The 24,854-nt window shown below is 61.5% G+C and carries 25 protein-coding genes; 7 read left to right on the forward strand and 18 right to left on the reverse strand.

The features are described 5' to 3' along the window. Positions 1-156: 156 nt before the first annotated feature. Both tsf and rpsB read right to left on the reverse strand, forming a co-directional pair. Positions 157-984: a translation elongation factor Ts gene (gene tsf, locus QRN54_RS22255; protein ID WP_007734877.1), complete on the reverse strand. Its 828-nt coding sequence runs from the start codon at positions 982-984 to the stop codon at positions 157-159. Between the two features lie 134 nt (positions 985-1,118). Further along, positions 1,119-1,976: a 30S ribosomal protein S2 gene (gene rpsB / locus QRN54_RS22260; RefSeq protein ID WP_003942709.1), complete on the reverse strand. Its 858-nt coding sequence runs from the start codon at positions 1,974-1,976 to the stop codon at positions 1,119-1,121. Positions 1,977-2,289: 313 nt separating this feature from the next. On the opposite strand from rpsB, the gene QRN54_RS22265 reads away from it, so the two are divergent. Further along, the gene (locus QRN54_RS22265; RefSeq protein WP_256520616.1) at positions 2,290-2,784 is read left to right on the forward strand and encodes a M23 family metallopeptidase; all 495 of its coding nucleotides are present in this window, start codon (positions 2,290-2,292) and stop codon (positions 2,782-2,784) included. A 25-nt stretch (positions 2,785-2,809) separates the two neighbouring features. Here the strand turns inward: QRN54_RS22265 and QRN54_RS22270 are convergent, their stop codons facing one another. After that, the gene (locus QRN54_RS22270) at positions 2,810-3,919 is read right to left on the reverse strand and encodes a MinD/ParA family ATP-binding protein (protein ID WP_003942711.1); all 1,110 of its coding nucleotides are present in this window, start codon (positions 3,917-3,919) and stop codon (positions 2,810-2,812) included. Positions 3,920-4,042: 123 nt separating this feature from the next. Further along, positions 4,043-4,969, reverse strand: a complete 927-nt coding sequence (locus QRN54_RS22275; protein WP_003942767.1) for a tyrosine recombinase XerC — start codon at positions 4,967-4,969, stop codon at positions 4,043-4,045. 84 nt (positions 4,970-5,053) lie between these two features. Between QRN54_RS22275 and QRN54_RS22280 the strand changes: the two genes are divergently transcribed. After that, complete coding sequence (locus tag QRN54_RS22280) at positions 5,054-6,226, forward strand: multidrug effflux MFS transporter (protein WP_285183114.1); 1,173 nt, start codon at positions 5,054-5,056, stop codon at positions 6,224-6,226. On the opposite strand, the gene QRN54_RS22285 is transcribed toward QRN54_RS22280, so the two are convergent. The 5 genes from QRN54_RS22285 to QRN54_RS22305 form a co-directional block, all read right to left on the reverse strand. Further along, positions 6,223-6,993, reverse strand: a complete 771-nt coding sequence (locus QRN54_RS22285) for a siderophore-interacting protein (protein ID WP_030535667.1) — start codon at positions 6,991-6,993, stop codon at positions 6,223-6,225. The two genes, QRN54_RS22280 and QRN54_RS22285, sit on opposite strands and share 4 nt — an antisense overlap. Before the next feature lie 294 nt (positions 6,994-7,287). Continuing rightward, positions 7,288-7,647, reverse strand: coding sequence for a histone-like nucleoid-structuring protein Lsr2 (locus tag QRN54_RS22290; protein ID WP_003942721.1), 360 nt, complete (start codon positions 7,645-7,647; stop codon positions 7,288-7,290). Between the two features lie 461 nt (positions 7,648-8,108). Continuing rightward, positions 8,109-9,236, reverse strand: a complete 1,128-nt coding sequence (dprA, locus tag QRN54_RS22295) for a DNA-processing protein DprA (RefSeq protein WP_285183093.1) — start codon at positions 9,234-9,236, stop codon at positions 8,109-8,111. Then, on the reverse strand, positions 9,233-10,741 hold the full coding sequence (locus QRN54_RS22300; RefSeq protein WP_007734866.1) for a YifB family Mg chelatase-like AAA ATPase: 1,509 nt from the start codon (positions 10,739-10,741) through the stop codon (positions 9,233-9,235). The genes dprA and QRN54_RS22300 overlap by 4 nt, the downstream gene beginning before the upstream one ends. Beyond that, the gene (locus QRN54_RS22305) at positions 10,741-11,097 is read right to left on the reverse strand and encodes a YraN family protein (protein ID WP_039973464.1); all 357 of its coding nucleotides are present in this window, start codon (positions 11,095-11,097) and stop codon (positions 10,741-10,743) included. Before QRN54_RS22305 ends, QRN54_RS22300 begins: the two co-directional genes overlap by 1 nt. Before the next feature lie 262 nt (positions 11,098-11,359). On the opposite strand from QRN54_RS22305, the gene QRN54_RS22310 reads away from it, so the two are divergent. Then, on the forward strand, positions 11,360-12,094 hold the full coding sequence (locus QRN54_RS22310; RefSeq protein ID WP_007734864.1) for a hypothetical protein: 735 nt from the start codon (positions 11,360-11,362) through the stop codon (positions 12,092-12,094). 114 nt (positions 12,095-12,208) lie between these two features. Here QRN54_RS22310 and QRN54_RS22315 read toward each other — a convergent pair whose 3' ends face one another. After that, positions 12,209-13,015: a helix-turn-helix transcriptional regulator gene (locus QRN54_RS22315; protein ID WP_007734863.1), complete on the reverse strand. Its 807-nt coding sequence runs from the start codon at positions 13,013-13,015 to the stop codon at positions 12,209-12,211. A 144-nt stretch (positions 13,016-13,159) separates the two neighbouring features. Between QRN54_RS22315 and QRN54_RS22320 the strand changes: the two genes are divergently transcribed. From QRN54_RS22320 to QRN54_RS22330, 3 genes are all read left to right on the forward strand, one after another. Next, on the forward strand, positions 13,160-14,167 hold the full coding sequence (locus QRN54_RS22320; protein ID WP_218960093.1) for an iron-siderophore ABC transporter substrate-binding protein: 1,008 nt from the start codon (positions 13,160-13,162) through the stop codon (positions 14,165-14,167). Positions 14,168-14,248: 81 nt separating this feature from the next. Continuing rightward, on the forward strand, positions 14,249-14,467 hold the full coding sequence (locus QRN54_RS22325; RefSeq protein WP_003942716.1) for a hypothetical protein: 219 nt from the start codon (positions 14,249-14,251) through the stop codon (positions 14,465-14,467). A 97-nt stretch (positions 14,468-14,564) separates the two neighbouring features. After that, positions 14,565-15,746, forward strand: coding sequence for an RtcB family protein (locus QRN54_RS22330; protein ID WP_256520598.1), 1,182 nt, complete (start codon positions 14,565-14,567; stop codon positions 15,744-15,746). Positions 15,747-15,830: 84 nt separating this feature from the next. On the opposite strand, the gene QRN54_RS22335 is transcribed toward QRN54_RS22330, so the two are convergent. The 6 genes from QRN54_RS22335 to QRN54_RS22360 all read right to left on the reverse strand — a co-directional run bounded on the left by QRN54_RS22335 (position 15,831) and on the right by QRN54_RS22360 (position 21,526). Further along, positions 15,831-16,136 (reverse strand): DUF2469 domain-containing protein, encoded by a 306-nt coding sequence (locus tag QRN54_RS22335; RefSeq protein WP_003942715.1) that lies wholly within the window; start codon positions 16,134-16,136, stop codon positions 15,831-15,833. Positions 16,137-16,173: 37 nt separating this feature from the next. Then, a complete protein-coding gene (locus tag QRN54_RS22340) occupies positions 16,174-16,854 on the reverse strand; it encodes a ribonuclease HII (protein WP_076948478.1) in 681 nt (226 codons plus the stop codon). A 50-nt stretch (positions 16,855-16,904) separates the two neighbouring features. Continuing rightward, positions 16,905-17,708 (reverse strand): signal peptidase I, encoded by an 804-nt coding sequence (lepB, locus tag QRN54_RS22345; RefSeq protein WP_003942787.1) that lies wholly within the window; start codon positions 17,706-17,708, stop codon positions 16,905-16,907. 55 nt (positions 17,709-17,763) lie between these two features. After that, positions 17,764-18,105, reverse strand: coding sequence for a 50S ribosomal protein L19 (rplS, locus tag QRN54_RS22350; RefSeq protein WP_003942791.1), 342 nt, complete (start codon positions 18,103-18,105; stop codon positions 17,764-17,766). A gap of 89 nt (positions 18,106-18,194) precedes the next feature. Beyond that, on the reverse strand, positions 18,195-19,082 hold the full coding sequence (locus QRN54_RS22355; RefSeq protein WP_003942742.1) for a hypothetical protein: 888 nt from the start codon (positions 19,080-19,082) through the stop codon (positions 18,195-18,197). A gap of 104 nt (positions 19,083-19,186) precedes the next feature. Beyond that, a complete protein-coding gene (locus QRN54_RS22360; RefSeq protein ID WP_047271289.1) occupies positions 19,187-21,526 on the reverse strand; it encodes a Tex family protein in 2,340 nt (779 codons plus the stop codon). A 75-nt stretch (positions 21,527-21,601) separates the two neighbouring features. Here QRN54_RS22360 and QRN54_RS22365 point away from each other — a divergent pair, with 75 nt between their 5' ends. Continuing rightward, positions 21,602-22,588, forward strand: coding sequence for a serine hydrolase (locus QRN54_RS22365; RefSeq protein WP_007729299.1), 987 nt, complete (start codon positions 21,602-21,604; stop codon positions 22,586-22,588). 26 nt (positions 22,589-22,614) lie between these two features. Here the strand turns inward: QRN54_RS22365 and rffA are convergent, their stop codons facing one another. Both rffA and QRN54_RS22375 read right to left on the reverse strand, forming a co-directional pair. Continuing rightward, positions 22,615-23,757: a dTDP-4-amino-4,6-dideoxygalactose transaminase gene (gene rffA, locus QRN54_RS22370; RefSeq protein ID WP_003942806.1), complete on the reverse strand. Its 1,143-nt coding sequence runs from the start codon at positions 23,755-23,757 to the stop codon at positions 22,615-22,617. Beyond that, positions 23,747-24,733, reverse strand: coding sequence for a glycosyltransferase (locus tag QRN54_RS22375; protein WP_042924429.1), 987 nt, complete (start codon positions 24,731-24,733; stop codon positions 23,747-23,749). The genes rffA and QRN54_RS22375 overlap by 11 nt, the downstream gene beginning before the upstream one ends. Positions 24,734-24,854: the final 121 nt, after the last annotated feature.

A 24,854-nucleotide genomic window follows, 5' to 3' on the forward strand; every position in this document is an offset into this window, starting at 1 on the left:
TCTTCTGCCGCCGAATCGGACACCGCGGCATAGGAAAGCCCCCGGGACTCGTCCCGAGGCACTCTCATCCTGCCTCATCGGAGGCCCCAGGTACACGTAGACCCCGCCGGTAGAGCAAATGCTCTTCAGGCGGGGTCCATGTGTGCGGGCTCCGAATTAAGCGGAGGCGCCGACCTCGAAACGCACGAAGCGCTTGATGGTCACGCCTGCCTCGTCGAGGATCGCCTTGACGGTCTTCTTGGAGTCCGTGACCGAAGACTGCTCGGTCAGAACGACGTCCTTGAAGTAACCGTTGACGCGGCCTTCGATGATCTTCGGCAGTGCCTGCTCGGGCTTGCCTTCTGCGCGGGCGGTCTCTTCGGCGATGTGACGCTCGGAAGCGACGATCTCCTCGGGAACCTCGTCACGCGTGACGTACTTCGCCTTGAGTGCTGCGACCTGCATTGCAGCGCCGCGAGCGGCCTCAGCAGCAGCATCGCCTTCACCGGTGTACTCGACGAGAACGCCGACAGCGGGCGGCAAGTCGGAGCTGCGCTTGTGCAGGTAAACGGCAACGGGGCCGTCGAAGGAAGCGACGCGGCTCAGTTCGAGCTTCTCACCGATCTTCGCGGACTGCTCCGCAATGACGGTGTCGATGGTCTTGCCGTCGAGCTCGAGCGCCTTGAGAGCGTCGAGGTCAGCAGGCTTACCAGCAGCAGCGACGGTCACGATCTCGTCGGCCAGCTTGATGAACTCGTCGTTCTTGGCGACGAAGTCGGTCTCGCAGTTGATCTCGATCATGACGCCGTCCTTGGCGACGACGAGACCCTCAGCGGTGGTGCGCTCTGCGCGCTTTCCGACATCCTTCGCGCCCTTGATGCGCAGCTGCTCGACGGCCTTGTCGAAATCGCCGTCTGCATCTGCGAGTGCGTTCTTACATGCCATCATTCCGGAGCCGGTGAGCTCACGGAGCCGCTTGACGTCAGCGGCGGTGTAGTTCGCCATGATTAGCGAGCCTCCTCATGTGTCTGGTTCGGACCTAGGACTAACGGTGAAGCACGGCCTGACGGTGGTGCTCGGGCCTAACGGTGAAACGGCCCTGACCAAAAGAACTCTTGGTCAGGGCCGGTTTCAACGAATCAGGCCTCGGTGGCCGGTGCCTCTGCGGCGGGGGCTGCCTCAGCCTCTGCAGCCGGAGCTGCCTCAGCCTCTGCGGCCGGAGCTGCCTGCGAGAGCAGTTCCTGCTCCCACTCGGCGAGGGGCTCGCCTGCGCCGGCTTCGGGCTTCGCGTCCTTGTCGGCGCTCAGTCCTGCACGTGCCTGCACACCTTCGGCAACCGCGGAAGCGACAACCTTGGTCAGCAGTGCTGCGGAACGGATGGCGTCGTCGTTGCCCGGGATCGGGTAGTCGACGAGGTCGGGGTCGCAGTTGGTGTCCAGGATCGCGATGACCGGGATGTTCAGCTTGCGAGCCTCGGCAACTGCCAGGTGCTCCTTGTTGGTGTCGACGATCCACACCGCGGAAGGAACCTTGGCCATGTCGCGGATACCACCGAGGGTGCGATCCAGCTTGGTCATCTCACGCGTGAGCATGAGGATTTCCTTCTTGGTGCGACCTTCGAATCCACCGGTCTGCTCCATTGCCTCGAGCTCCTTGAGGCGAAGCAGACGCTTGTGAACGGTGGTGAAGTTGGTGAGCATGCCGCCGAGCCAACGCTGGTTGACGTAGGGCATTCCGACGCGAGTCGCTTCGGAAGCGATGGACTCCTGCGCCTGCTTCTTGGTACCGACGAAGAGAACGGTGCCGCCGTGGGCAACGGTCTCCTTGACGAACTCGTACGCCTTGTCGATGTACGTCAGCGTCTGCTGGAGGTCGATGATGTAGATGCCGTTGCGGTCGGTCAAGATGAATCGCTTCATCTTCGGGTTCCAGCGACGGGTCTGATGTCCGAAGTGGGTTCCACTATCGAGCATCTGCTTCATGGTTACGACAGCCATGGCTGTGTACCTCAAACTTTCAATCCGGTTGATGCAGGCGATCGGGTGATCCCTGCCCTGGCACCCGCACGGCCGTCGGACCTGTTTCGTGAGAACCAGGACCAGCCGAGGCCGGAAAACGTGCGCGGGCGCGCGAAGTCGGACTGTGCGAGCACAGACCGCTCGACAAGTGTACGTCCTCGTCCCCCGATGCCATAACCACCCCGGAAGCAACAGACCGAACCGGCGGTTGTGGATCGGCGGCTACCTTGTGGATTACCCGTCTGATCTGCATTGAAGCGTGCGCTACTCCACGCAAGATCAAGGAATGACGATGTTGCGCGGAGCTCGACGAGGCGTGGCCTTCGCCGTGATCTCCTGCTGTGTCGCCGTAGGCACGGCGTCAGCAGACACGCGATTCGACTGGCCGCTCGCTCCGCGGCCGCACGTGGAACGCGCTTTCGACAAACCGGCCGAGAACTGGCTGCCGGGTCATCGCGGGGTCGATCTCGGCGGCAGCGCCGGCCAATCCGTCCTCGCGGCCGGTGACGGCATCGTGGTGTTCGCGGGAGTGGTCGCCGGAAAGCCGACGGTGTCGATCGATCATTCCGGCGGCCTACGCACGACCTACGAACCCGTCACCGCAGTCGTTCGCACAGGTGAACGCGTCGCAGCCAGGTCAGTGATCGGAACCCTCGAAACCGGGCACGAAGGGTGCGCTGTCGAAGCATGTTTGCACTGGGGCTTGCGCAGAGGACGCGAGTATCTCGATCCACTCGGACTGGTTCGGTCGCACCCGCTCAGGCTCAAGCCATTGAAAGGAGGCTGATCGGTCGCAGAAATCGGTCGCAGAATCAGTGCCACTCGGAAACGGCGTGCCGACCCACAGCGTCCGCGAAGTCGTCGGCCACCATCGCTGCCAGTTCCATGAACGCTCGTCTGGTGGCCGGTCGCATCAATTCGAGGTCCATCACCGACCCCTCCGCGAGATGCTCGTCGAAAGGAATGACCTCGACGGCGCGGCATCGACGCATGAAATAGTCCACCAACGCGTCCATGTCGATGACGCTCGACCCGGGTCTGGCGGCGCTGATGACGACGACGGTCCGCTCGACCAGATGGCCGTATCCGTGCAACTGAAGCCAATCGAGCGTTGCCGCTGCACTGCGCGCTCCGTCGATTGCCGGCGAACTGACGAGAACCAACGAATTGGCAAGATCCAGAACGCCGTTCATCGCCGAGTGCATGATCCCGGTACCGCAATCAGTGAGGATGATGTTGTAGTAGACCTGCAAGATGTCGATGACCTGGCGATAGTCGGCCTCGCTGAATGCCTCCGAAATCGCCGGATCCTGCTCACTCGCCAGCACCTCGAGACGACTCGACGACTGGGATGTGTGCACTCGAACGTCCGAATAGCTCTTTATGTCCGGTCTAGCAGCAATCAGATCGCGCACTGTCGAATTGGTCTGCAGCGGAACACGTTGTGCCAAAGTCCCGAAATCGGGATTGGCGTCAACCGCCACGACGCAGTCACCACGCAGCGAAGCAAACGTCGCACCGAGTCCGACCGTGACCGTCGTCTTGCCCACGCCGCCTTTGAGCGAGAGCAGAGCGACTCGGTAGTCGTTGCGGATCGGCTGCTCGATTCGGGCGGCCAGTGCACGGTTGCGCTGTTCGTTGGTCGAATCCCCCAGATTGACCACACCTCCGGTCGCACGATGCAATCCCCTACGCCAGCCGCCACGCGGCGTCCGTTTCGGGCGTTTCAGTAAAGCTTCGGCAACCAGATCCTGGTTTGTCACCTGCTGTTGGCTCGACGGTGGCGGTGGCGTGGACCAGACCTCTTGCAGTCGCGCCACAGGCTCCGGCGTCGGCGCCGGCTCGGGAGCCGGTTGCGGCGATTCGGACAGCCAGGCTGGTTGGCCGCTGTTCGGCAGGTGCTTCACATCTTGGCGGTTCACGAATCCCCCGGATATCGCATGTAATCGAGTGTCTCGATACGACGATCGAACTTTGCCGATTGTTCACTCTTCTGAGCTGCGACGCTACCAAATACCAGCCGAGAACTCGCGTCGCTCCACAAATCAGGCGCGCGGATGGGCCTGATCGTGGACGGATCGAAGCCGTTCGACCGACACGTGCGTGTACAGCTGAGTGGTCGCCAAACTCGCATGACCGAGGAGTTCTTGGACCACACGAAGGTCCGCACCACCCTCCAGCAAATGTGTCGCAGCCGAGTGCCGAAGCCCGTGCGGACCCATGTCGGGAGCCCCTGGAATTGCAGCCATGGTTTCGTGGACCACCGAACGCGCCTGACGCTGATCGAGCCGGCCGCCTCGAACTCCGAGGAGCAACGCTCGCCCGGACCGATCCGAACACAGCGCGGGTCGTCCGTGCTCCAGCCAGCCGTTCAGTGCCGATTCTGCGGGCAGGCCGTATGGCACCGACCGCTCCTTGTTCCCCTTGCCGAGAACACGAAGCAATCGTCGATCGGCATCGACCGACTCGACGTCCAGTCCACACAACTCGCCGACGCGAATTCCGGTGGAGTACAACAATTCCACGATGAGTCGGTCTCGCAGGGCGAGCGGCTCTTGTTGCTGCGCACCGCTTTCCGCCGCATCCATTGCGTCGAGGGCCTGGCTCTGACGCAGCACCGTCGGCAGCGTCCGGCGAGCTGGCGGAGCCGCCAGACGTGTGCCCGGGTCGACGGAAATGCGTCCGGTCTGCGCGAGCCACGCAGTGAACCCACGCGCCGAAGAAGCCCGTCGAGCTACCGTCGTACGGGCTGTTCCTACGGCATTCTGGGCGGCCAACCACGAACGCATGACACTTAGGTCGAGGCGGTCGAGATCTGCATTCTCCGAACCCGCGGAGAAATGGGTCAGCAATGCCCGCGCGTCACCGACGTAGGCGCGGATCGTGTGTTCCGACCGGCCTCGGCTCAGTCGGAGGTGCTCGGCATACGCATCGAGGTGAACGCTCAAGCTCGCCGGCAATGCGTCAGTCATGAACACACGCTCGCTCGCCGCGATTGAAACTGCAAGCTCCCTCGCCGATAGGGTTGATCGGTGAATCGAGCAATTCCTCTGAAGATGTTGTGCGTACTGGCACTGATTTCCGCAATCGCTCCACTGTCCATCGACATGTACCTGCCCGGCCTACCGTTGATGGCGGTTGCACTCGACACTACTGCGGCCAGCGTTCAGCTCACGCTGACCACCTTCATGGCAGGCCTCGGAATCGGCCAGCTGATCATCGGTCCGATCTCCGACGGACTTGGCAGGCGACGAATACTGCTGGCCGCGACAATCATCACGGCACTGAGCGGCGCGGCATGCGCGGTGGCGCCGAACATCGAGTTTCTAATCGGTGCACGACTCGTCCAGGGCTTGAGTGGAGGCGCTGCCATCGTTCTTGCCCGCGCTTGTATTGCCGACCGAGCGCGCGGCGACGACGCAGCGAAGCTCTTCAGCATCATGATGATCATCGGCGGTATCGCTCCCGTCGTCGCGCCACTGATCGGCGGCGCACTTCTCGGCCCCGTCGGATGGCGCGGAATCTTCTGGGTCCTGGCTGTCGCGGGCGCCGTGATGGTGGCTGGTGTCGTTTTGCTCGTTCCCGAGACACTTCCGCCCGAGCGACGCCACGGCGGCGGATTGAAGGCCCTGATCTCGAATCTGCGATACGTGGTCCGCAATCGGCACTACCTCGGATATGCGCTCGCATTCGTCTTCGGATTCGGCGCCTTGTTCGCGTACATCTCCGCGTCACCGTTCGTCGTTCAGAACGTTCTCGGGCTGAGTCCGTCACAATTCTCGATCGCGTTCGCAGTGAACGCCACCGGAATGGTCACGGCAGCGATGATCACCACTCGCCTGCTCGGTCGCGTCGGAGCACGCACGCTGCTGCGTTTCGGGGTGTGCCTACTCCTCATGGGCGGCGCCGTATTGTTCTGCACCAGCGTGGTTTTCAGTTCCACGAATACCTGGTTGATCTTGGTCCCACTGTTCGTGGCAATTTCGAGCATCGGGTTCATCATGGGCAATGCCACCGCTCTCGCCCAAGGAGAGGTCACCAACGCGGCCGGGACCGGTTCAGCGCTGATGGGAGCGGGCCAGTTCGGCTTGGCGGCGCTGGTTTCGCCGTTGGTGGGAATTGCGGGAGAAGACACGGCAGTTCCGATGGCAATCGCAATTCCCACCTTCGGAGTTCTCGCGGCCGTTGCGCTCGTGTTGCTGACTCGCGGCACGGCCGCCGCGAGTTAGTTTTCGGCCGCAGCGAGTTCGGACTTCCAGACCCGGAAGCCCTCTTCGGTGCGACCACGACGCCAATAGCCGGAAATGGAAGCGGCCGACGCCGGGACATTTCGTTCCTTGCGAATGTACGGTCGGAGGTTGTGCATGACGGCTTGTGCTTCACCGTGAATGAACACGTGCGGTTCGCCCGGCAACCATTCGAGTGCCTTGACCGCGGCGACAACCGGAGCGTTGTCGCCCGCTAATTCTTCGCCGACCGCATCGGACGATGCCCCGCGATGTAGCCAGGTCACGGCAATACCTTCTGGGGCATCGAGCGCGATTTCGTCTTCCGGTCCCCCGACTTCGACAACGGCGTAGCCGACCGCATTCGGCGCCAATCGCGCTATCGACGCGGAAATAGCGGGTATTGCGGTCTCGTCTCCGACGAAGAGATACCAATCAGCGGTTGGTGACGGCAAAAACGCGCCACCAGGTCCCCGCAGAGTAATCTCAGCGCCCGGCTGAACTGACGCGGCCCACGGACCTGCGACACCCATGTCGCCGTGGACGACAAAATCGATTGCAATCTCTTTGGCATCAAGATCGTACGAACGAATCGTGTAGGTGCGCAGTGTCGGCTGATCAGGAGTGCCGAATTCGATCTTTACATAGGAATCGCTGTATTCGCTGGGAGTGAACGACTCGAAGCCTGGTCCCCCGAGAAACACTCGTACCATATGGGGGGTCAATTGTTCGGTCCGCAGAACCGTCAATGCAGTTGTCGGCTTGGCCACAGAAAGATCCTTCCGAAAGTTAGTGTTACCTAACTAATGTACACGACAATTGCAGCACGAGGGCGAAATACCTCGCCGGCGACTCCACACAGCGCTCTGTCGACCTTTGTACCCAGCGAAAGAAACCGACCAATCTGCTGGGTAAATTCGGTGCTGTATAGACGAATTATCTGATCTGCTTCACATGGACGACCTGTCGGACAAAGCTGTCCGAGAACTCGGCAAAGCAACAGTAAAATACACCTCTGGCTCCCGGCGAAGTTCGCCGAGAGCCAGAGGTGTATTTAATTCAATCTAGTGTGCAGCGTCGAAAGCGTCGATGATTTCCGCTTTGATACGCCCACGCGGAGCAACTTCGTAACCGTTCTTACCTGCCCAGTCACGGATGGCCTGGAGCGTCTCCTTGGAGCGTCCGGAACCTGATGTGGCCTGCGGAGATGCAGCCTGAGCCTTCTTGCCACGCTTCCCGCTCACCTTCGCAGCAGCCTCGACGAACGGCTTCACCGCAGCGTCGAACTTCTCTGCATTGGTGGCGCGCAGATCGATCACGTAATCCGTTCCCTGGTAAGAGAACTCAATTCGATCACCGAATCCATCGTCAATCGGCTTACCATCAAGGTCGTCGATGAGTTGCCGAATCAGCTTCTCAGCCATTGCACTCCTCTTTCAATGATCGATTCAATTCTCCTTCACAATACACAGATAGAGCGTTGATGAACAAAAGAAGTTCGAAAGCCTTCACCGTTTCCGAACAGACTCAATGGTCCGAATTAGCAGCGGGTTAGCGGCATTGCCTCGACCGAACACGACCCTGAAAATTCTGCACATTCATCCCTCGGATGCCGGGTGTCAATCAATGCCCGCCGTCATCGTGATCCAGACTAATCGGACTTCCATGCACATTGACCTGAGGCTTTCCTGAGACCCGTCGAACTTGCAGGTCGGGTCGGCGAAACGCATCGAGAATTACATTGCACACAGTCGAGCAAATTCGTGAAAAATAGCCCTGACGTGGCATTTCCGATGCGCTGCGGGTATTGACGATTCACGGTCTTCGCAAACGATTAGTGAGCATCGCCACGCATGGTCTGACGGGCGCAGAAGTAGTTCACGTACTACCGCGTCCGAAACCAACCACTGGAATCAGAACTTGCAAATCCCTCCAGTTCGAGCAGAGGAAGAGTGGCACGAACCTGAGCTATGAGCAATCCCGATTCCTCGGACAACTCACGCGTACTGCGAGACCCCGTTCCCGGCAATGCTTCGTATACCAATCGAGAATTGCCTCGCAATGCGTCGATGTCACGCGTCGCGGCTGCATCCTCCGCGGAATCCCCGACACCAAATGGGCCTGACGCTTCGACTACATCCACGGCATTGGAAACGAGTTGCGCTTCACCTTCGCGGATCATCCGGTGACATCCGGTCGACGATGCCGAGGTAACCGGTCCGGGCACCGCCATCACGGGACGGCCTAGTTTTCGAGCCCAATTGGCGGTATTGCGTGCACCACTGCGCCAACCCGCCTCGACCACCACTACTCCGTCCGACAACGCAGCTACCAGTCGATTCCTTGCCAGAAACCGGAACTTTGCAGGTGTTGTGCCCGGTGGATATTCACTTATCACTGCACCCGAACTCGCTATCTGTTTGAGTAGTCGCGCATGCCCTGACGGATACGCTCGATCGACCCCACAGGCCAAGACAGCCAGTGTGGTTCCACCTACGCCCAATGCAGCGCGGTGCGCGGCCCCGTCGATACCGAAGGCCGCCCCGGAAATCACGGTCCATCCGTCGACAGCGAGGTCACCGGCAATCTCTGCCGTCACGTGTTCGCCGTACGCAGTCGATGCCCGCGTGCCCACAATTCCAACCGATCTCTCGGTCAGATCAACCAAATCCCTGGACCCCAACACCCACAACACAAATGGCGCCGTCTCACCCCCGGAGGGATCGAGTCCGTCAAAGGAAAGCATTCGCCACGCCGGCCAATCGGCGCAGTTCGGTGTTACGAGTCTGCCACCCATCGCCTCCATCAGGTCGAGGTCTCGTTGGGCTGTGTCGATGTGAGCGCGGGCTCGCGTCTTCTCCTCGATCGCGGGTGGCAGATCGCCGTTGCGAACCGCCCTCGCAGTTTCTTCGACCCCGAGCTCGCCGATCAACATGGACATATATGCGCTAGGGCCCTGCACGACGCGGGACAGATATGCCCAAGCGAGTAGTCGTGGATCGTGTGCAGTCATTGGAATCCCCTGTCTCGAAAGTCGAGTGCGGTGACAACTTGGTCTGGTCCGGGCATCGCTTCACCTGCCAGATCGGCGACACTCCAGGCAACCCGCAACGCTCGGTCCGCCCCACGAGCAGTGATGACACCTTTACGCAGCGCCCGTTCCACCGGCGCCAGCGCTGCACGCGAGAGTCTGAACTTCTGTCTCAACGCCGGCCCTGGTACCTCCGCGTTGGTCCGCCACCCGTACTCACTCCACCGCTGGGCTGCAGTGTCCCGAGCCGCCGCCACGCGCGCACGAACATCGCTGGTGCTTTCCCCCACTTCGTCGATCAGCGCTCCGGTTGCTACCGCCTGCATCCGGACCCTGATGTCGACTCGGTCCAACAACGGGCCAGACAATTTCCCCAGGTAACGGCGACGCGCCGCGGGTGCGCAGACGCAGTCCGCGTCTCGCGGCGGCGCGCATGGGCACGGATTCGCGGCCAGGATCAGCTGGAACCGCGCCGGGTACCGAGCAACTCCGTCCCGCCGGGCGATTCGCACTTCCCCGTCTTCGAGTGGTGTGCGTAGCGCTTCGAGCACCTTCACCCCGATCTCGGCACATTCGTCGAGAAACAGCACGCCGCGATGGGCGCGGCTGACCGCACCAGGACGAGCCATCCCACTACCACCACCCACCAGCGAACTGACCGACGAACTGTGATGCGGCGCAATGAAAGGCGGCATATCGATCAACGGCCGATCCTCCGGCAACACCCCCGCCACCGAATGAATCGCCGTCACCTCCAACGACTCCCCCTCCGTCAACGGCGGAAGAATCCCCGGAAGCCTCTGCGCCAACATCGTTTTCCCGATCCCCGGCGGACCCGTCAACATCAAATGATGCGCACCCGCCGCAGCAACCTCGATCGCCCACCGAGCATCCGTCTGCCCGACAACCTCACTCAAATCCCGCACCGCCACCACACCAGCACGCTCGAAAACATCAGGAACAGCAAGCGCCAACTCCCCACGCAACCACCCGATCACCGCGGACAGATCGTCAGCGCCCAGCACCTCGATCCCCTTCACCAAGCCCGCCTCAGCCAACGCCCGAGCCGGAACCACCACAGTCCCCCACCCCGCCCGCTTCGCCGCAAGCACCGCAGGCAACACACCACGCACCGTCCGCAAACGACCGTCGAGCGCCAACTCCCCCAAAAACACAGTCTCCCGCAACAACTTCCGCGGCAACTTCTTCGCCGCATCGAGAACTGACAACGACAAAGCCAAATCGTAAACACTGCCCACCTTCGGCAACGTCGCCGGCGACAACGCCAAAATCACCTTGCTGTCCGGCCACTCCTCACCAGAATTGGTCACCGCCGCTCGAATCCGATCACGCGACTCGTGCAACGCCGTATCAGGCAGCCCCACCAAATGCACCGCAGGCAACCCGCGCCCGATATCCGCCTCGATCTCCACTATCTGCCCGTCCACACCACTGACCGCAACAGAATGCGCCCGCCCCAACGCCATCAGAACGCATCCACAAAATGCTCGACCGAAGGCACGCCGTCCCGGCCGATCAACACCGCCACCACATCGAAACGGACCCTCGACCACGACCGGCCCGAATCAGTGAGCCAGTGCATCGCCAACACCCGAATCCGACGCTGCTTCGCGAACGTCACCGACTCCGCCGGACTCCCGTACCCGGCACCCGAGCGAGTCTTCACCTCCACGAACACAATTCGATCACCGGACGTCGCAACAACATCCAACTCGCCGTACCGACAACGCCAATTGCGTTCGACAATCTCCAAACCCGCATCAATCAGGAACTCGACAGCCACATCCTCGCCCCGAGCCCCCAACGCCATATTCCTCGCCATCGCAGCCCCCACCACTCACACCCCGCGCCCGCCCATACGAAACGCGTCCCAACCACCACCCTCAACCCACCACCACAAAACCAAGCCATCCGAAAACAACCTGTTCACAACTCGGAACCTGTGGAATTCGGCAGCGCGACACACCAACGGCGACCCGAAACCTGACAATTTTCTGAAATCAGCCACATCTTGGACGAAAGTCCAGTAGAACTAGTTACAGTTTTGCTCAAACCGTCACGCACCCCGCTGAATGGAGTTCTACATGGCCCGCCGCTCACTTCGCCACGCAGTAGCAACCACTACATCCCTCGTTCTCATCGCCGCCGGCGTCACTGTTGGACTTGGAGCCTCGGTGGCGCAAGCAGCACCGGCATGCGCGCTCAACCAGTCGGTCACCGACAGTTGGGCCGGTTCCCTCGGGACGCCGTACACCGTCAGCAAGGAGGTTGTCGGCGACGGCAAGGTCGCCCCGGGACAGACGGTCACCTACCTGACAAAGGTTTCCGGTTCGGGAGCACTCGTCAATCAGATCCGCGATTTCCACCCGGCAGGATTCCAGCTGGTCAAGGCTCGCCTGAACGTCAAATGGCTTATCGGCGACCAGAAGTGGGACGACGTCACCAAGACCGTCGTCGTCGGCAACAACTCCGTGGTGGCAAAGGGCGGCGGATGGACCACTGCTGGTGGCGGCATCATCGCATTGGAGACCACCTACAAGGTTCCCGATAACGCAGTTGTCGGCTCTCAGCTCGACAGCGGCGCCGGCACCAACATTGTGCTGGCGGCGGGCGACTGGAACATCAATCCGATGGGCGTGTGCGTCACCATCCGGCAGCCGAACCCCGTCGAGGCGGGCGCCGGAAGCCTCGAGGACATGGGCTTCGGCTCACTCAACTCCGGATCGGGCCAGGTATTCGGTTCCCTCACCGATCCGCAGGGGTCGATGACCAATGTCATCAGCGGTGTCCTGGGCAATGTGCTCGGCAACATGAGCTGACTCAGTTCGAATTAGAAATGGGCCGAGCCACCAGCACATGCTGGTAGCTCGGCCCATTTCTACGTTGCCGAACAAAGCTTTGCCGTCAACCGAGTTCAAGAAATCATCAGCAAATCACCGCGTCAGCTTTCCGCCGTACCGGGCCGGCGTCGTACCGAAGGTTTCCCGAAATGCGGCGATGAACCCGCTACTGGTTCGGTAACCCACCTGCGGGGCAACGTCGTTGACACCCTCACCCCGCGCGAGCATCTCGAGCGACGCATACATTCGGGCGCGAGTCCTCCACTGTCCGAAGGTAATCCCGGTATCGGCGACAAAGGCACGCATCAAAGTCTTGGAACTGACCCCGAGTTCACCCGCCCACTCCCCTAATGTTCGCGAGTCTGCCGGATCGGCAAGGATGCGGGCAGAAACCGAACTCGCCGCAGCATTGCGAGGAACCGCGAGGACGTCGTGCCGTTCGGGCGCGGCAGCAAGAATGTCGTAGAGCAACTCCTGACTCATCAACCGCCGAGCATCGTCGATGGTCCGATCTGCGAGATGGCGCAGCAATTGAGCGGACAGAGCATCGACTTCGAGAACCAGTGGCTGAGTCCACCTGGGCCCGCCAGGGCGTAGATCCGGACGCGCATAGGCCGCGATCATGCATCCCGCCGACAGAAGCGTCATGTCGTGGAGAACGGTGCCCGGCAACCAGACCAAGTGCTCGCTGTGCAGGTGCCACACGTTGCCCCCGGCAGCAATCTGCATCGTCCCTTCACTCATCCAGGCGATCTGATGCTCCGGGTGGCGGTGAGCCCCGTACGCGGTCACGCCCTCGACGACGTTGGTGTAGACCTGAAAATCTTTGAATGTCCGTCCGCGACTATCGGGCAGCGCTAGCAAGGACTTTGGGCGAGTCGAGTACTCGATAGTGGACATTTTGCGTCTTTCTGGGCGTATCCGAGTCCATCCTGAAGGATGGACCGACGATCCTGCAAAGGTTAGCCTCACTTTATTGCTGACGTGACCAGCTCAGCACTTCACGCGGACCTCAGATCACTTCGCCCACCACTTCGAAGGAGCATGCACGTGCCCTCACATAGCACCCGAATCCTCGCCGCCTTATTCACGACGGCCGCGATCATCGGGTTCTCGACCGCCTGTGGAACCTCGCAAGGCGTCGACACCGCATCAGCGACCCAGAGCAACGACGCATTCCCCGTGACGATCGAGCACGCACAGGGTTCGACGACCATCGATGCCGAACCCCAGCGGGTAGTGACACTCGGATACACCGATCACGAACCACTGCTCGCCTTGGGAGTTGAACCCGTCGGCATGGCCGAATGGTGGGGGTCCGGCATGGATGAAAGCTGGCCGTGGACGAAGGATTACTGGAAGGGAAAGACTCCGACCTACATCAACAGCGGCGGAGACTTCAACTTCGAGCAAATCGCCTCCCTCGCACCAGATCTGATCCTCGCGCTGTACGCCGACATCGACACGGAAACCTACAAGAAGCTGACCTCGATTGCGCCGACTGTCGCGCAGAGCAAGGACTACGACGCGTACACAACGCCGTGGACCGACATGACGCTCACCGCCGGGCGCGCCCTCGGCAAAGGACCACAAGCTCAGCAACTGATCACGGATACCGAAAACGCGTTTGCCGCCGCCCGCGCTGCACACCCGGAGTTCGCCGGGCAAACCGCAACGATCGTCAACCTCGACACTCCCGAGGGATACGTGTTCTCGTCGCACGACCCACGCGGCATTTTCCTCTCGTCACTCGGGTTCACCCTCCCCGCGACCGTCGACGCATTCGTCGGCGACCAGTTCGGCGACTGGCTGCCGAACGAGCGATACGACATCCTCGAACCCGTTGATCGTTTGATCGTGATGGCCGATCCGGGGGGAGAGAAAGCCCTCGCCGACAACACGCTCTACCAGCGACTACCCGCCGTGAAGAGCGGAAATGCGATAGTCGTGCGGTACACCGCAGATCCACCCGTCGGCGCGGCGATGTCCGGCAATACCGTCCTGAGCATTCCGTATGCCATCGACCAACTGACAGCCACGTTGTCGAAGTAAACAACAGGGCAGGTATCGAAAATATGTTCGAAGAGTGTTAGCCTCGGGGTCAGGAAGCACTCACGGACATCGAGGATCACCATGGACGAGGTACCGGACACCGCGTTAGATCTGGCTCGACTGGTCGACGAGCTGACGGTTCTCGACCAGCGACGCGTCGACATCGGCGAGAGTTTGGTTCATCTCGAGTACCTATACTCCCAGATGGGCGCACGGCAACAGGCAGATGCTGCCCGAAAAGCCTTCCAGGAGAAGTACGTCGGACGAATCTACGAACTCGCAGACGGCCTGCGAACCTGAAAAGGGGTTGCACACAACCACTGACCGAGCGCATGGTCATTCCTGCACGACACACCGGACCGATGGGTTCGGCTGTGAACTATGTGGGAGAAATCTGATGGAGAAGATCACCAAGAGGTTGTGGAACTGGGCATCGATACTCGACGAAAACACTCGCGAGCAAGCGCTGTGCACGTCCCAGATGCCTTTTGTCCGTCCACATCTGGCATTGATGCCGGATGCGCACCTCGGTGCGGGAGCGACGGTGGGTTCGGTCATTCCGACGGAAGGCGCAATCATGCCCGCCGCCGTCGGAGTCGATATCGGCTGCGGAATGATCGCGGTCAAAACCCAGTTCAACGCACGCGACCTTCAAGGCCGCGACCTGAGCGTACTTCGCCACAGCATCGAACGCTCCGTTCCGCTCTCGGCAGGTGTCTACAACAAGACGCTGAGCGACACGGCGAAAATCCGCATCGCAGAACTCGAGGCAATGGCGGGCGATCGCCTGGCCTTCTACGACAAGTTCAAGAACAACTGGAGGTTTCAGCTCGGAACGCTGGGCTCTGGTAACCACTTCATCGAGGTGACACTCGATGAAAGCGACGGCGTCTGGCTGTTCCTGCACTCGGGAAGCCGCGGTATCGGAAACAAGCTCGCGCAGCATCACATCAAGATCGCCAAGGACTTGTGCGAGCGGTGGTACATCAACCTTCCCGATCCGGATCTTGCCTACCTGGTCGAGAAGACACCCGAATTCGACTCGTACATCACCGATCTCAACTGGGCTCAGCACTTCGCTTTGCTCAACCGCGAAGAGATGATGGACCGCGTCGTGAAGGACTTCGCGCATTTCATGGGAGACGGCAAGCCCGCGATCATCGACGAAGTCGAGCGGATCAACTGCCACCACAACTTCACCCAGAAGGAGTTCCACATGGGCAGGGGTGTGTGGCTGAGCCGTAAGGGTGCGATCAAGGCAGACGAGGGCACGCCCGGGCTCATCCCCGGTTCGATGGGGACGGCGAGTTACGTCGTCGTCGGGAAGGGAAACGTGCCGTCGTTCAAGTCCAGCCCCCACGGCGCGGGTCGGGTGTACGGACGTAACCAGGCACGCAAGACCTTCACCATCGAAGATCTCGACAAGGCAATGGTCGGCATCGAATACAAGCGTTCCGCGGCGTTCCTCGACGAGATCCCGGGTGCGTACAAGGACATCGACGTCGTGATGGACGACGCGAAGGACTTGGTCGAGATTCGACACACGCTGCGTCAGATTGTGAACGTCAAGGGCAACTGACCCCGCACAACTCCGCGAAATACGAAGTGCCCCGCCGATATCGGCGGGGCACTTCGTTGTCGAGATCAGTTTGGCAAGCGCAGATCAGTCAGGAAGGCGCAGATCCGGCTTGTCCAGCTCTTCGATGTTGACGTCCTTGAAGGTCACGACGCGTACGTATTTCACGAATCGCGCCGGGCGGTACATGTCCCACACCCAGGCGTCGGACATCCGCAGCTCGAAGTAGATCTCCCCGTCTGAATTGTGGGGCAGCAACTCGACCGTGTTGGCCAGGTAGAAACGTCGTTCGGTCTCCACGACGTAGGAGAACTGTCCGACGATGTCCCGGTATTCACGGTAGAGCGACAGCTCCATCTCGGTTTCGTACTTCTCGAGATCCTCGGCACTCATCGGTTTAGCCAGTCCTCCCAGTTCGTCTGAACGTCCATCATCCCGTACGGCCCGCGCGTTGTTCCAACCGGACTCCCGCAGCCACCACGTTGGCATAGGTCATGCGGTGCTCGGGGCACGGCCCCAGCGCGTCGAGAGCGTCCATGTGCAGTGGCGTGCTGTATCCCTTGTGAATCGCGAAGCCGTATCCCGGATGAGTGTCGTCCATCTCGGTCATCACACGATCTCGGGTCACCTTCGCGAGAACGCTTGCCGCAGCGATACATGCAGCGGCGCCGTCACCGCCGATGACGGGTAGCGACGGAGCCGTCAGACCCGGAACCCGGAATCCGTCGGTGAGAACGTAGCCCGGTTCGAGGTCGAGGCCCGCAACTGCTCGCCGCATCCCCTCGATGTTGGCGACGTGGATGCCGATCTGATCGACTTCCGCAGCGGGAACAGAGATGACACTCCACGCCAAAGCCAAGCGCTTGATCGCCGGGAAAAGCTCCTCGCGCGCACGTTCGGTCAGCTTCTTCGAATCGTCGAGCCGCGCGAGGGCTGCTTGCGGTTTCGGCGCCAGGACACACGCTGCAATGACAAGTGGACCAGCGCACGCTCCGCGCCCGGCTTCGTCGACGCCGGCCACCGGACCGAGTCCGGTTCGCGCCAACGCAGACTCCATCGTCCGCAGACCTGCCGATCTGCGAATGACAACGCGAGGGGGCCAACTACTCACTGTCTCTGCCTACTCGGAACTACGCGAATCCATGTGTGCGGTCCGACAACTCAGTTGCCCTGAATATCAGGCGCATCGATGCCGCCCATTCGCGACGGGGGAAGGACGATGAATCGCGCTTGACCGATGATGTTGTCGATCGGGACGGTTCCCTGGAACTCGTCGTCGACGTGGTAGCGCGAGTCGGCGGAATTGCTGCGGTTGTCACCCATGACCCACACGTGGCCCTCGGGAACGGTGATCGGCCCGAAGCAGCGGCCCGACTTCAGTTCGGTGTCACACGTCTGTGTTCCCGGGGTGAACGGGAAATCCATCTTGATGTACGGCTCGTCGAGCGGCTTGCCGTCGACCAGGACTCGGCCCTGATCGTCACAGCATTCGACGGTCTGGCCGCCGGTAGCGATCACTCGCTTGACCAAGTCGTTCTCGTCCGGCGGAACGAGGCCGACCCACGAACCGACCTCTTGAATGCCGCGGACGACAACGTTGTCGGACCGATTGGACACATATTTCGTGTTCCACGAATCGGGTCCCTTGAAGACGACGACGTCGCCGGGTTCCGGATCGCCGAAGCGGTATCCGATCTTCTCCACCACGATGCGGTCACCGGTACATCCCGCACAGCCGTGCAGTGTCGGTTCCATCGACTCGGATGGGATGAGAAAAACTCTGAAGACAAATGCCTGAAGGACGATGCTGAGTACCAGCGCTACGCCGATCAGAACAGGGAGTTCTCGCAGAAACGATCGCTGTTTCTTCTGCGGCCGATGTGAGGTCGGTTCCGCGGAACCGCTTGATCCCTCGTGATTCTCGGGTCCGGACGACAATGCCTGCTCCTTCGAAGAATCTGCCACAGAAACCAGATTAGCCCGACACCGCGCGTACGCGGTGCCGGGCTCATCGGAAAGATCAGCGCTTTTCCTTGATCTTCGCCTTCTTGCCACGAAGCTCACGGAGGTAGTACAGCTTGGCGCGACGGACGTCACCGCGGGTCAGAACCTCGATGGAGGCCAGCGTGGGGCTGTGAACCGGGAAGGTGCGCTCGACGCCGACGCCGAAGGAGACCTTACGGACGGTGAAGGTCTCGCGAACGCCGCCGCCCTGGCGACGAATAACGACGCCCTTGAAGACCTGCACGCGCTCCTTGGAGCCTTCGATAACCTTGACGTTCACGTTGAGCGTGTCGCCGGGACGGAACTCGGGGATGTCGTCGCGGAGCGACTTTTTGTCCAGGAAGTCCAGGGTGTTCATATGTCATCCTTGTATTTCGCAGGAGCAGAGGAACCGAGCGGCACGCGTTTCGGTCTCCCGAAACGGCGCTCGTCTGGTTCGTGCCCAGATCAAGTGCTGCTGCCTGGTCCAGGCAACCCGTCCATTGTGCCAGACGCGGATACCAGCGGGGAAATCGGTGGCGGCGGAGCTGCGTGGATGGTGTGGTCCAGTTCCTGCTCGGCCGCGGTCATCGCATGTTCGACGCTCGGCGATCCGGCTATCAGATCCTGGACGTAGATCTTGGCCCTGATGACCGGTCGCCGCCACTTCCGCTCACGCTCGAGCGCGCGGTTCATCCGTTTAGGCTTGCGCGTGTACCGCCAGCGAGCCCACGGCGCACCCGGCCGGCTCAGGCGGACCGCTCCGATTACCAGCAACGGGAAAACGAACAGACCGACGAGCCCCGTCCAGATCTTCCCCTTGAGAATCACGATGGCTGCCAAGGCGAAGTTGATCAACGCGACGAAAACGAAGACCAACTTGATCCACGGATCGCGTTCTTCACGGAATCCGGCGACGTCGAGAAGTTCGAGCGGGCGGAAACCCAGCAGCACCAGGCCGGTCACGGCGATCGCGACGAAGACCGCATCCACCGAGGTCCGACCTTGTTCGGACCAGTACACGTCCTTCAGATAGAAGATCAGTGCGAACTCGTCGAGCACCAACGCCGCACCCATACCGAAGATCGCCGCCAGGACGGCACCGGTGGTCTGCGAACCATCGACGTAGACCGCGATCAACGCACCACCGGAGATCATCATGGCGATCACACCGAACACGACGTGATGCACATGCTGGCCTCCGGGCGCGATGTTGCCCGGCCACCATTTCACTTGCGCGCGAATCATCCGGACGCTGAGGCGGATGAAAAGGAAGGCGGACAGGAACCCGAGCAGGAAGAACAGCAACGGCAATCGGCCATGGGCGATGATCTCGCGCTCGAGCCACTCCCGCATCACTGTCCTCCCTTCACCGAATTCATGATCCGACCCTGATCGGATTCATACCGCCAACCGACTCGATTGTGACGATACGGACTTCGAAAACCCGGCGGACGGATTTACTTGCCGAAGCCCGCCTTGCGCAGAGCGTCGGCCATCGACCCGGCAGCAGGCGCGCGGTTGTCCGGTCGCTGCTCGCGTCCGCCCTGGCGTCCGCCATTTCCTCGTTGCTGACCCTGCCCCTGACGCTGGCCCTGCGGCTGGCCCTGACGCTGGGGTTGCCCACCTCGCTGGCCTTCGGACTTGCGGGGCGCTCCCACCTCGTCGTCGAGACGAAGCGTCAGCCCGATGCGTTGGCGTGCCTCGTCCACTTCGAGGACCTTCACCTTGACGACGTCACCTGACTTGACGACCTCGCGTGGGTCCTTGACGAAGTTGTGTGACATCGCCGAGACGTGAACCAGACCGTCCTGATGAACTCCGATGTCGACGAAGGCACCGAAGGCTGCGACGTTGGTGACCACGCCTTCGAGGGTCATGCCGGGCTTGAGATGCGCGACCTTCTCGATACCTGCGGCAAAGGTTGCGGTCTTGAATTCGGGTCGTGGATCTCGTCCCGGCTTCTCCAACTCGGAGATGATGTCGGTGACGGTCGGTAGACCAAATCGCTCGTCGACGTAGTCGGACGCCTTGACCGATCGAAGTGCCTGCGAGTTTCCGATCACGGTGCGCACGTCCCCGCCTGCACTCGCGACGATCTTGCGAACCACCGGATATGCCTCCGGGTGGACGCTCGACGCGTCGAGAGGGTCGTCGCCGTCGGTGATCCGCAGGAAGCCTGCGCACTGCTCGAATGCCTTGGGTCCCAGGCGGGAGACATCCTTGAGACCCTTGCGGGATTTGAACGGACCGTTCTGGTCCCGATGCGCGACGATGCTCTCTGCAAGGGATCCTGCAATTCCGGACACCCGAGCAAGCAGCGGCACGGACGCGGTGTTGACGTCGACGCCGACCGAGTTGACGGCATCCTCGACGACGGCGTCGAGGGAACGCGAGAGCAGCGATTCGGTGATGTCGTGCTGGTACTGACCGACGCCGATGGACTTGGGATCGATCTTGACCAACTCCGCCAACGGATCCTGCAGGCGACGCGCAATGGACACCGCACCGCGAATCGAGACGTCGAGGTCGGGAAGTTCCTGCGACGCGTAGGCCGAAGCCGAGTACACCGATGCGCCTGCCTCGGAGACGACGATCTTGGTCAGGTTGGGCGCGCCGGTCTTCTTGATCAGTTCGGTAGCGAGCGTGTCGGTCTCGCGTGAGGCCGTGCCGTTGCCGATGGCGATCAGTTCGACGCCGTGTTCGGCGACCAGTCGGGCAAGCGTCGCGAGAGCCGCGTCCCACTTGTTCTGCGGCTGGTGCGGGTAAATCGTCTCGTAGGCAACAACTTTGCCGGTTCCATCGACGACGGCAACCTTCGTTCCGGTGCGGAATCCGGGGTCGAGTCCCATGGTGGGTCGGGCGCCGGCGGGAGCTGCGAGGAGTAGATCCTTGAGGTTGGTGGCGAAGACGTCGACGGCGTCCTTTTCGGCCGACTGCCGCAGACGCATCCGAGTGTCGATACCGAGCGTGACGGCGAACTTCGTCTTCCACGCCCACTTGACGGTGTCGAGAAGCCACCCGTCGGCGGCCCGACCACGGTCGGCGATCTCGAACCGCGACGCGATGCGGCCTTCGTAGACCGTGCGCTCCCCCGGCGCGAGTTCTTCGGTGTCTGCCGCCATGTTGAGCGACAGCACTTCTTCCTTCTCGCCGCGCAGGACGGCGAGGATGCGGTGCGAGGGCAATTTGGAGAACGGTTCCGAGAACTCGAAGTAGTCAGCAAACTTCGAGCCATCGGTTTCCTTGCCCTTGCGGACCGAGGAGACGACCTGGCCGCGATTCCACATCAGCTCACGCAATTCACCGACCAGATCGGCGTCCTCGGCGAAGCGCTCGACGAGGATCGACCGGGCACCGTCGAGCTGCTCGTCCGAATACTTCGCGGGATCGGTGGTGGGATCTCCGATGAGAGCATCGGCGACGGGCTCGTGGCCGGCCTCGCGGGCGATCTGCGCCTTGGTGCGCCGCTTCGGCTTGAAGGGGAGGTAGATGTCCTCCAGCCGCGCTTTCGTCTCGGCCAGCATGATCTGACCGCGCAGTTGATCGTCGAGTTTGCCCTGAGAGTCGATCTCCGTGAGCACGGCGTCACGACGGTCGTCGAGCTCGCGGAGATACCGCAGCCGCTCGTCCAGGAGTCGCAGCTGGGCGTCGTCGAGCGTGCCGGTGACTTCCTTGCGGTACCGGGCGATGAAGGGCACCGTGGCTCCGCCGTCGAGAAGGTCGACTGCTGCTGCAACCTGGCCTTCGCGGACGTCGAGTTCCTCGGCAATGCGCTGGTTCACGGTCTTGAGAATCACGAGATCCGACCCTACCGCTATCCTGAGACAAGAAGATCGGCAACAGTGCCGTGTCAGGGCTACCGGGGGAAACAAATGAGTACGCGGTACGTCCGGATTGCCGCAATGGTGGCCGCAGTTACTTTTGCGGCTTCGTGCAGCGGTGGACAGAACCCGGATGATCCGATGCAGACCCCCGCCTTTCCCGACACCAATGTTCCGGTAGCCGAGACCCTCGACGGCCGTCTGGGACAGGCTCAGGTGGCTGCGCTCGGGCGTGGTGCGGACGTCTCCATCGCCATCCTCGACCGCTCCTCGGACAAGTACCTCGACGTCGCCGGTGACCAGCAGATCGAAACAGCCTCGGTGGCAAAACTTTTCATCGCCGAGGATCTACTTCATCAGGATGCGCGCGGTGAGCGACCCATCACGGACGACGATCGCACCCTCATGGCGGCGATGCTCGAATCCTCCGACGACACCGCAGCCAACCTCCTGTGGGACGAGGTCGGCGGCCAAGAGGTGATCACCCGCGTCGCCGAGCGTTACGCACTGACCGCGACGACGCCGCCCTGGGACGGAATGTGGTGGAACACCGAGACCACGACACGTGACCTGGTCACCTTCTACAGCGGTGTCCTCGACGACTCCGATCAACTCGGACCTGAACGGGTCGAGCAGTTCGTCGAGTACCTGCGGCAATCCACTCCCGAAGGAACCGACGGTTACGACCAGAGATTCGGCCTGCCCGAGGCCTTGTTCGGCGAGCCCGTCATAGGAGTCAAACAGGGCTGGATGTGCTGTGTCGAGGACAAGTGGATCCATCTGTCCACCGGCATCGTCGGTGACGACAACCGATACATCATCGCGATCGGTTCGCGAGAAGACGTCCAGTACACGGATGAGGACAGCTTCTATCCCGACACCTCGTTCACCGATGCCGTCGACGACGAAAGTGCACTGCACGCACGCGACACGGTCACCGGCGTCACGCAGATTCTCTTCCCGAGCGGAAGCATCGACGACTGGGCAGCGGCATCCACGACCGCGGATTCGGCGATGCCCGAAGCTTCCGGGCCCTGATTCGATCCACGCGGTCGTGTTCGTCCTCAAGCCTGCTTGTACTCGAGCACCGAACCGATGACACGGTCCTGTTGTTCGAACGTGAGCATGGGCCACAGCGGCAGTCGAAGGATCGACGCGGAGAACTCGGCACTACGCACGCACGGCTGCGGTGTTCGTCCGTAGCGCACACCGGCCGCACTCGTATCGAGCGGAACGTAGTGGAACGGCGCCACGATTCCGTCACCGGCAAGGTGCCGAATCAAGCCGTCACGGCTCTCTTCGGTCGGCATCTTGAGATAGAACAGGTGCGCAGTGTGCTCGCGATCATCGGGCACCGCCATGGGCACGACACCGTTCGCGGCCGCCCACTCGCCCAGACTCACGCTGTAGGCATCCCAGACGCGATGCCTGGCCGCCTGAATCGCGTCGAACTCGGAGAGTTGTGCGTCGAGGACGGCGGCATTGAGTTCACTGGGCAGATAACTCGACCCGATGTCCTGCCACGAATACTTGTCGACCTGCCCGCGCAGGAAACGCGCACGGTCGGTCCCCTTCTCACGGATGATTTCGGCGCGAGTCATCAACTGATCGTCGGAGAGCAACAGCGCGCCGCCCTCACCGCAGTGAACGTTCTTTGTGTCGTGAAAACTCTGCGTTCCGATAGTTCCGATGGTGCCGAGCGAGCGCCCGCGCCACTTTCCGCCGAGTCCGTGAGCGTTGTCTTCGATCAACGCAACGCCGTGGAGTTCCGCGAGGTCGAGGAGAGGTTCCATGTCCGCGGCGACTCCGCCGTAATGCATGACCAGTACAGCTTTGGTGCGTTCGGTGATCGCCGCCGCGACGCACGCCGGGTCGATGTTGCCGGTACTCGGATCGATGTCGACGAAAACAACAGTGGCCCCGCGCAACGCGACGGCGGTCGCCGCCGAACTGAACGCGAAGCTCGGAACTATTACCTCGTCGCCCGGGCCCAATTCGAGCAGCAGCGCACCCAATTCGAGTGCATGCGTGCACGAGGTGGTCAGCAGAGCATGCGTGGATCCGGTGATCGCCTTGAGCGCTGCAGTCGCGGACTTGGTGAAACGTCCGTCACCGTGAATGTGGTCGGACTCCAGAACCGTTGCCAGATTCGACAATTCGTTCGATGCCCGATAGGGGCGGGAGAAGATGATGCGATCAGTGCTCAAGACTACGCCGATCGATCGAGGTTCCGGGCCGCGGGGAGTCGACAGTCAGATACAGCGGCTTTCCGACAAGGACGTGCAGTGCCACACCGAGATATTCGGCAATGAGCCCGAGCGAGAACAGGATCGCACCCGAACAGACCAGCAGCGCCATGATGATCGACGCCCATCCTTCGGGATCATTGTTGTCGCCGGTCATGGCCCCGATGAAGATCACCGCGGCCATGATCACGCCGGCCGACGCCAGGGTGACTCCGAGCAGGCTGACCAGCCGCAGACCGCGTGTTCCGCTACACAACACCATCTTCCAGAACAACGAGAACAAACGGCGGTAGTTGTACCCGGATTCTTCGCGGCCTTCGGCTCGAAGTGTCACCGGCGCCGTGGCCGTGTTACCGACAACCCACGTCAGCGCAACGTCCAGATACACGCCGTTGGCCGCGACGCCGGCCAACTGTCGGCCGATGTCACCGCGGATCAGGCGATAACTTTCGAATCTCGTCGAATCAGGGAACGCGAATACCGTCGCCAAGACGATCTTTGCGCCGCGCGAGGTCAGGTTCCGCAAGAATCCGTGCGGGCGTGTGTTCGTGGGTTTGGAATACACGAGATCGGATCGCTCCGTCAGCGCGGTGTCGAGGAAAGCCCCGATGTGCACCGGGTCGTGCTGGCCGTCCTCGTCCATCGTCACGATCCACTGTCCAGTTGCAGCGGCCATGCCGGCGATGGTCGCCGCGTCCTGGCCGTAGTTGCGGCTGAGCCACACGACACGCACCTGCTCGAAACGGCGCTCCAATTCGAGTAACACGACGTCGGAGCGATCCGGGCCGTTGTCGTGAACCAGCACGATCTCGTCGACGGAGAACTGCGCACCACCGGGCGTCGCACTCGGTGTGCCCAGGCCGTCCAACTCCTCGACGAGCGCCGTGATCGTCTTTTCGCCCTGATAAACGGGCACTACGACGGAAATCGAGTGCACTCGCTTCCACTCCCTTCAGGGGGCTCGACTGGCGCCGAGAGACAGGCACGATCGGGCCCACACCGTCGCGAACTTTAACACGCAGAGATGTCTTGACTTCGGATGCCGGCGGCGCGTGACG

The organism is Rhodococcus sp. MEB032 (assembly GCF_030208925.1).
GTDB lineage: Bacteria > Actinomycetota > Actinomycetes > Mycobacteriales > Mycobacteriaceae > Rhodococcus_F > Rhodococcus_F qingshengii.

Coding starts and splice junctions, on each gene's coding strand:
- tsf (WP_007734877.1), bottom strand. CDS start 984: ATGGCGAACTACACCGCCGCTGACGTCAAGCGGCTCCGTGAGCTCACC.
- rpsB (WP_003942709.1), bottom strand. CDS start 1,976: ATGGCTGTCGTAACCATGAAGCAGATGCTCGATAGTGGAACCCACTTC.
- QRN54_RS22265 (WP_256520616.1), top strand. CDS start 2,290: ATGTTGCGCGGAGCTCGACGAGGCGTGGCCTTCGCCGTGATCTCCTGC.
- QRN54_RS22275 (WP_003942767.1), bottom strand. CDS start 4,969: ATGACTGACGCATTGCCGGCGAGCTTGAGCGTTCACCTCGATGCGTAT.
- QRN54_RS22280 (WP_285183114.1), top strand. CDS start 5,054: ATGTTGTGCGTACTGGCACTGATTTCCGCAATCGCTCCACTGTCCATC.
- QRN54_RS22290 (WP_003942721.1), bottom strand. CDS start 7,647: ATGGCTGAGAAGCTGATTCGGCAACTCATCGACGACCTTGATGGTAAG.
- dprA (WP_285183093.1), bottom strand. CDS start 9,236: ATGACTGCACACGATCCACGACTACTCGCTTGGGCATATCTGTCCCGC.
- QRN54_RS22300 (WP_007734866.1), bottom strand. CDS start 10,741: ATGGCGTTGGGGCGGGCGCATTCTGTTGCGGTCAGTGGTGTGGACGGG.
- QRN54_RS22305 (WP_039973464.1), bottom strand. CDS start 11,097: ATGGCGAGGAATATGGCGTTGGGGGCTCGGGGCGAGGATGTGGCTGTC.
- QRN54_RS22310 (WP_007734864.1), top strand. CDS start 11,360: ATGGCCCGCCGCTCACTTCGCCACGCAGTAGCAACCACTACATCCCTC.
- QRN54_RS22315 (WP_007734863.1), bottom strand. CDS start 13,015: ATGTCCACTATCGAGTACTCGACTCGCCCAAAGTCCTTGCTAGCGCTG.
- QRN54_RS22320 (WP_218960093.1), top strand. CDS start 13,160: ATGCACGTGCCCTCACATAGCACCCGAATCCTCGCCGCCTTATTCACG.
- QRN54_RS22325 (WP_003942716.1), top strand. CDS start 14,249: ATGGACGAGGTACCGGACACCGCGTTAGATCTGGCTCGACTGGTCGAC.
- QRN54_RS22330 (WP_256520598.1), top strand. CDS start 14,565: ATGGAGAAGATCACCAAGAGGTTGTGGAACTGGGCATCGATACTCGAC.
- QRN54_RS22335 (WP_003942715.1), bottom strand. CDS start 16,136: ATGAGTGCCGAGGATCTCGAGAAGTACGAAACCGAGATGGAGCTGTCG.
- rplS (WP_003942791.1), bottom strand. CDS start 18,105: ATGAACACCCTGGACTTCCTGGACAAAAAGTCGCTCCGCGACGACATC.
- QRN54_RS22355 (WP_003942742.1), bottom strand. CDS start 19,082: ATGCGGGAGTGGCTCGAGCGCGAGATCATCGCCCATGGCCGATTGCCG.
- QRN54_RS22365 (WP_007729299.1), top strand. CDS start 21,602: ATGAGTACGCGGTACGTCCGGATTGCCGCAATGGTGGCCGCAGTTACT.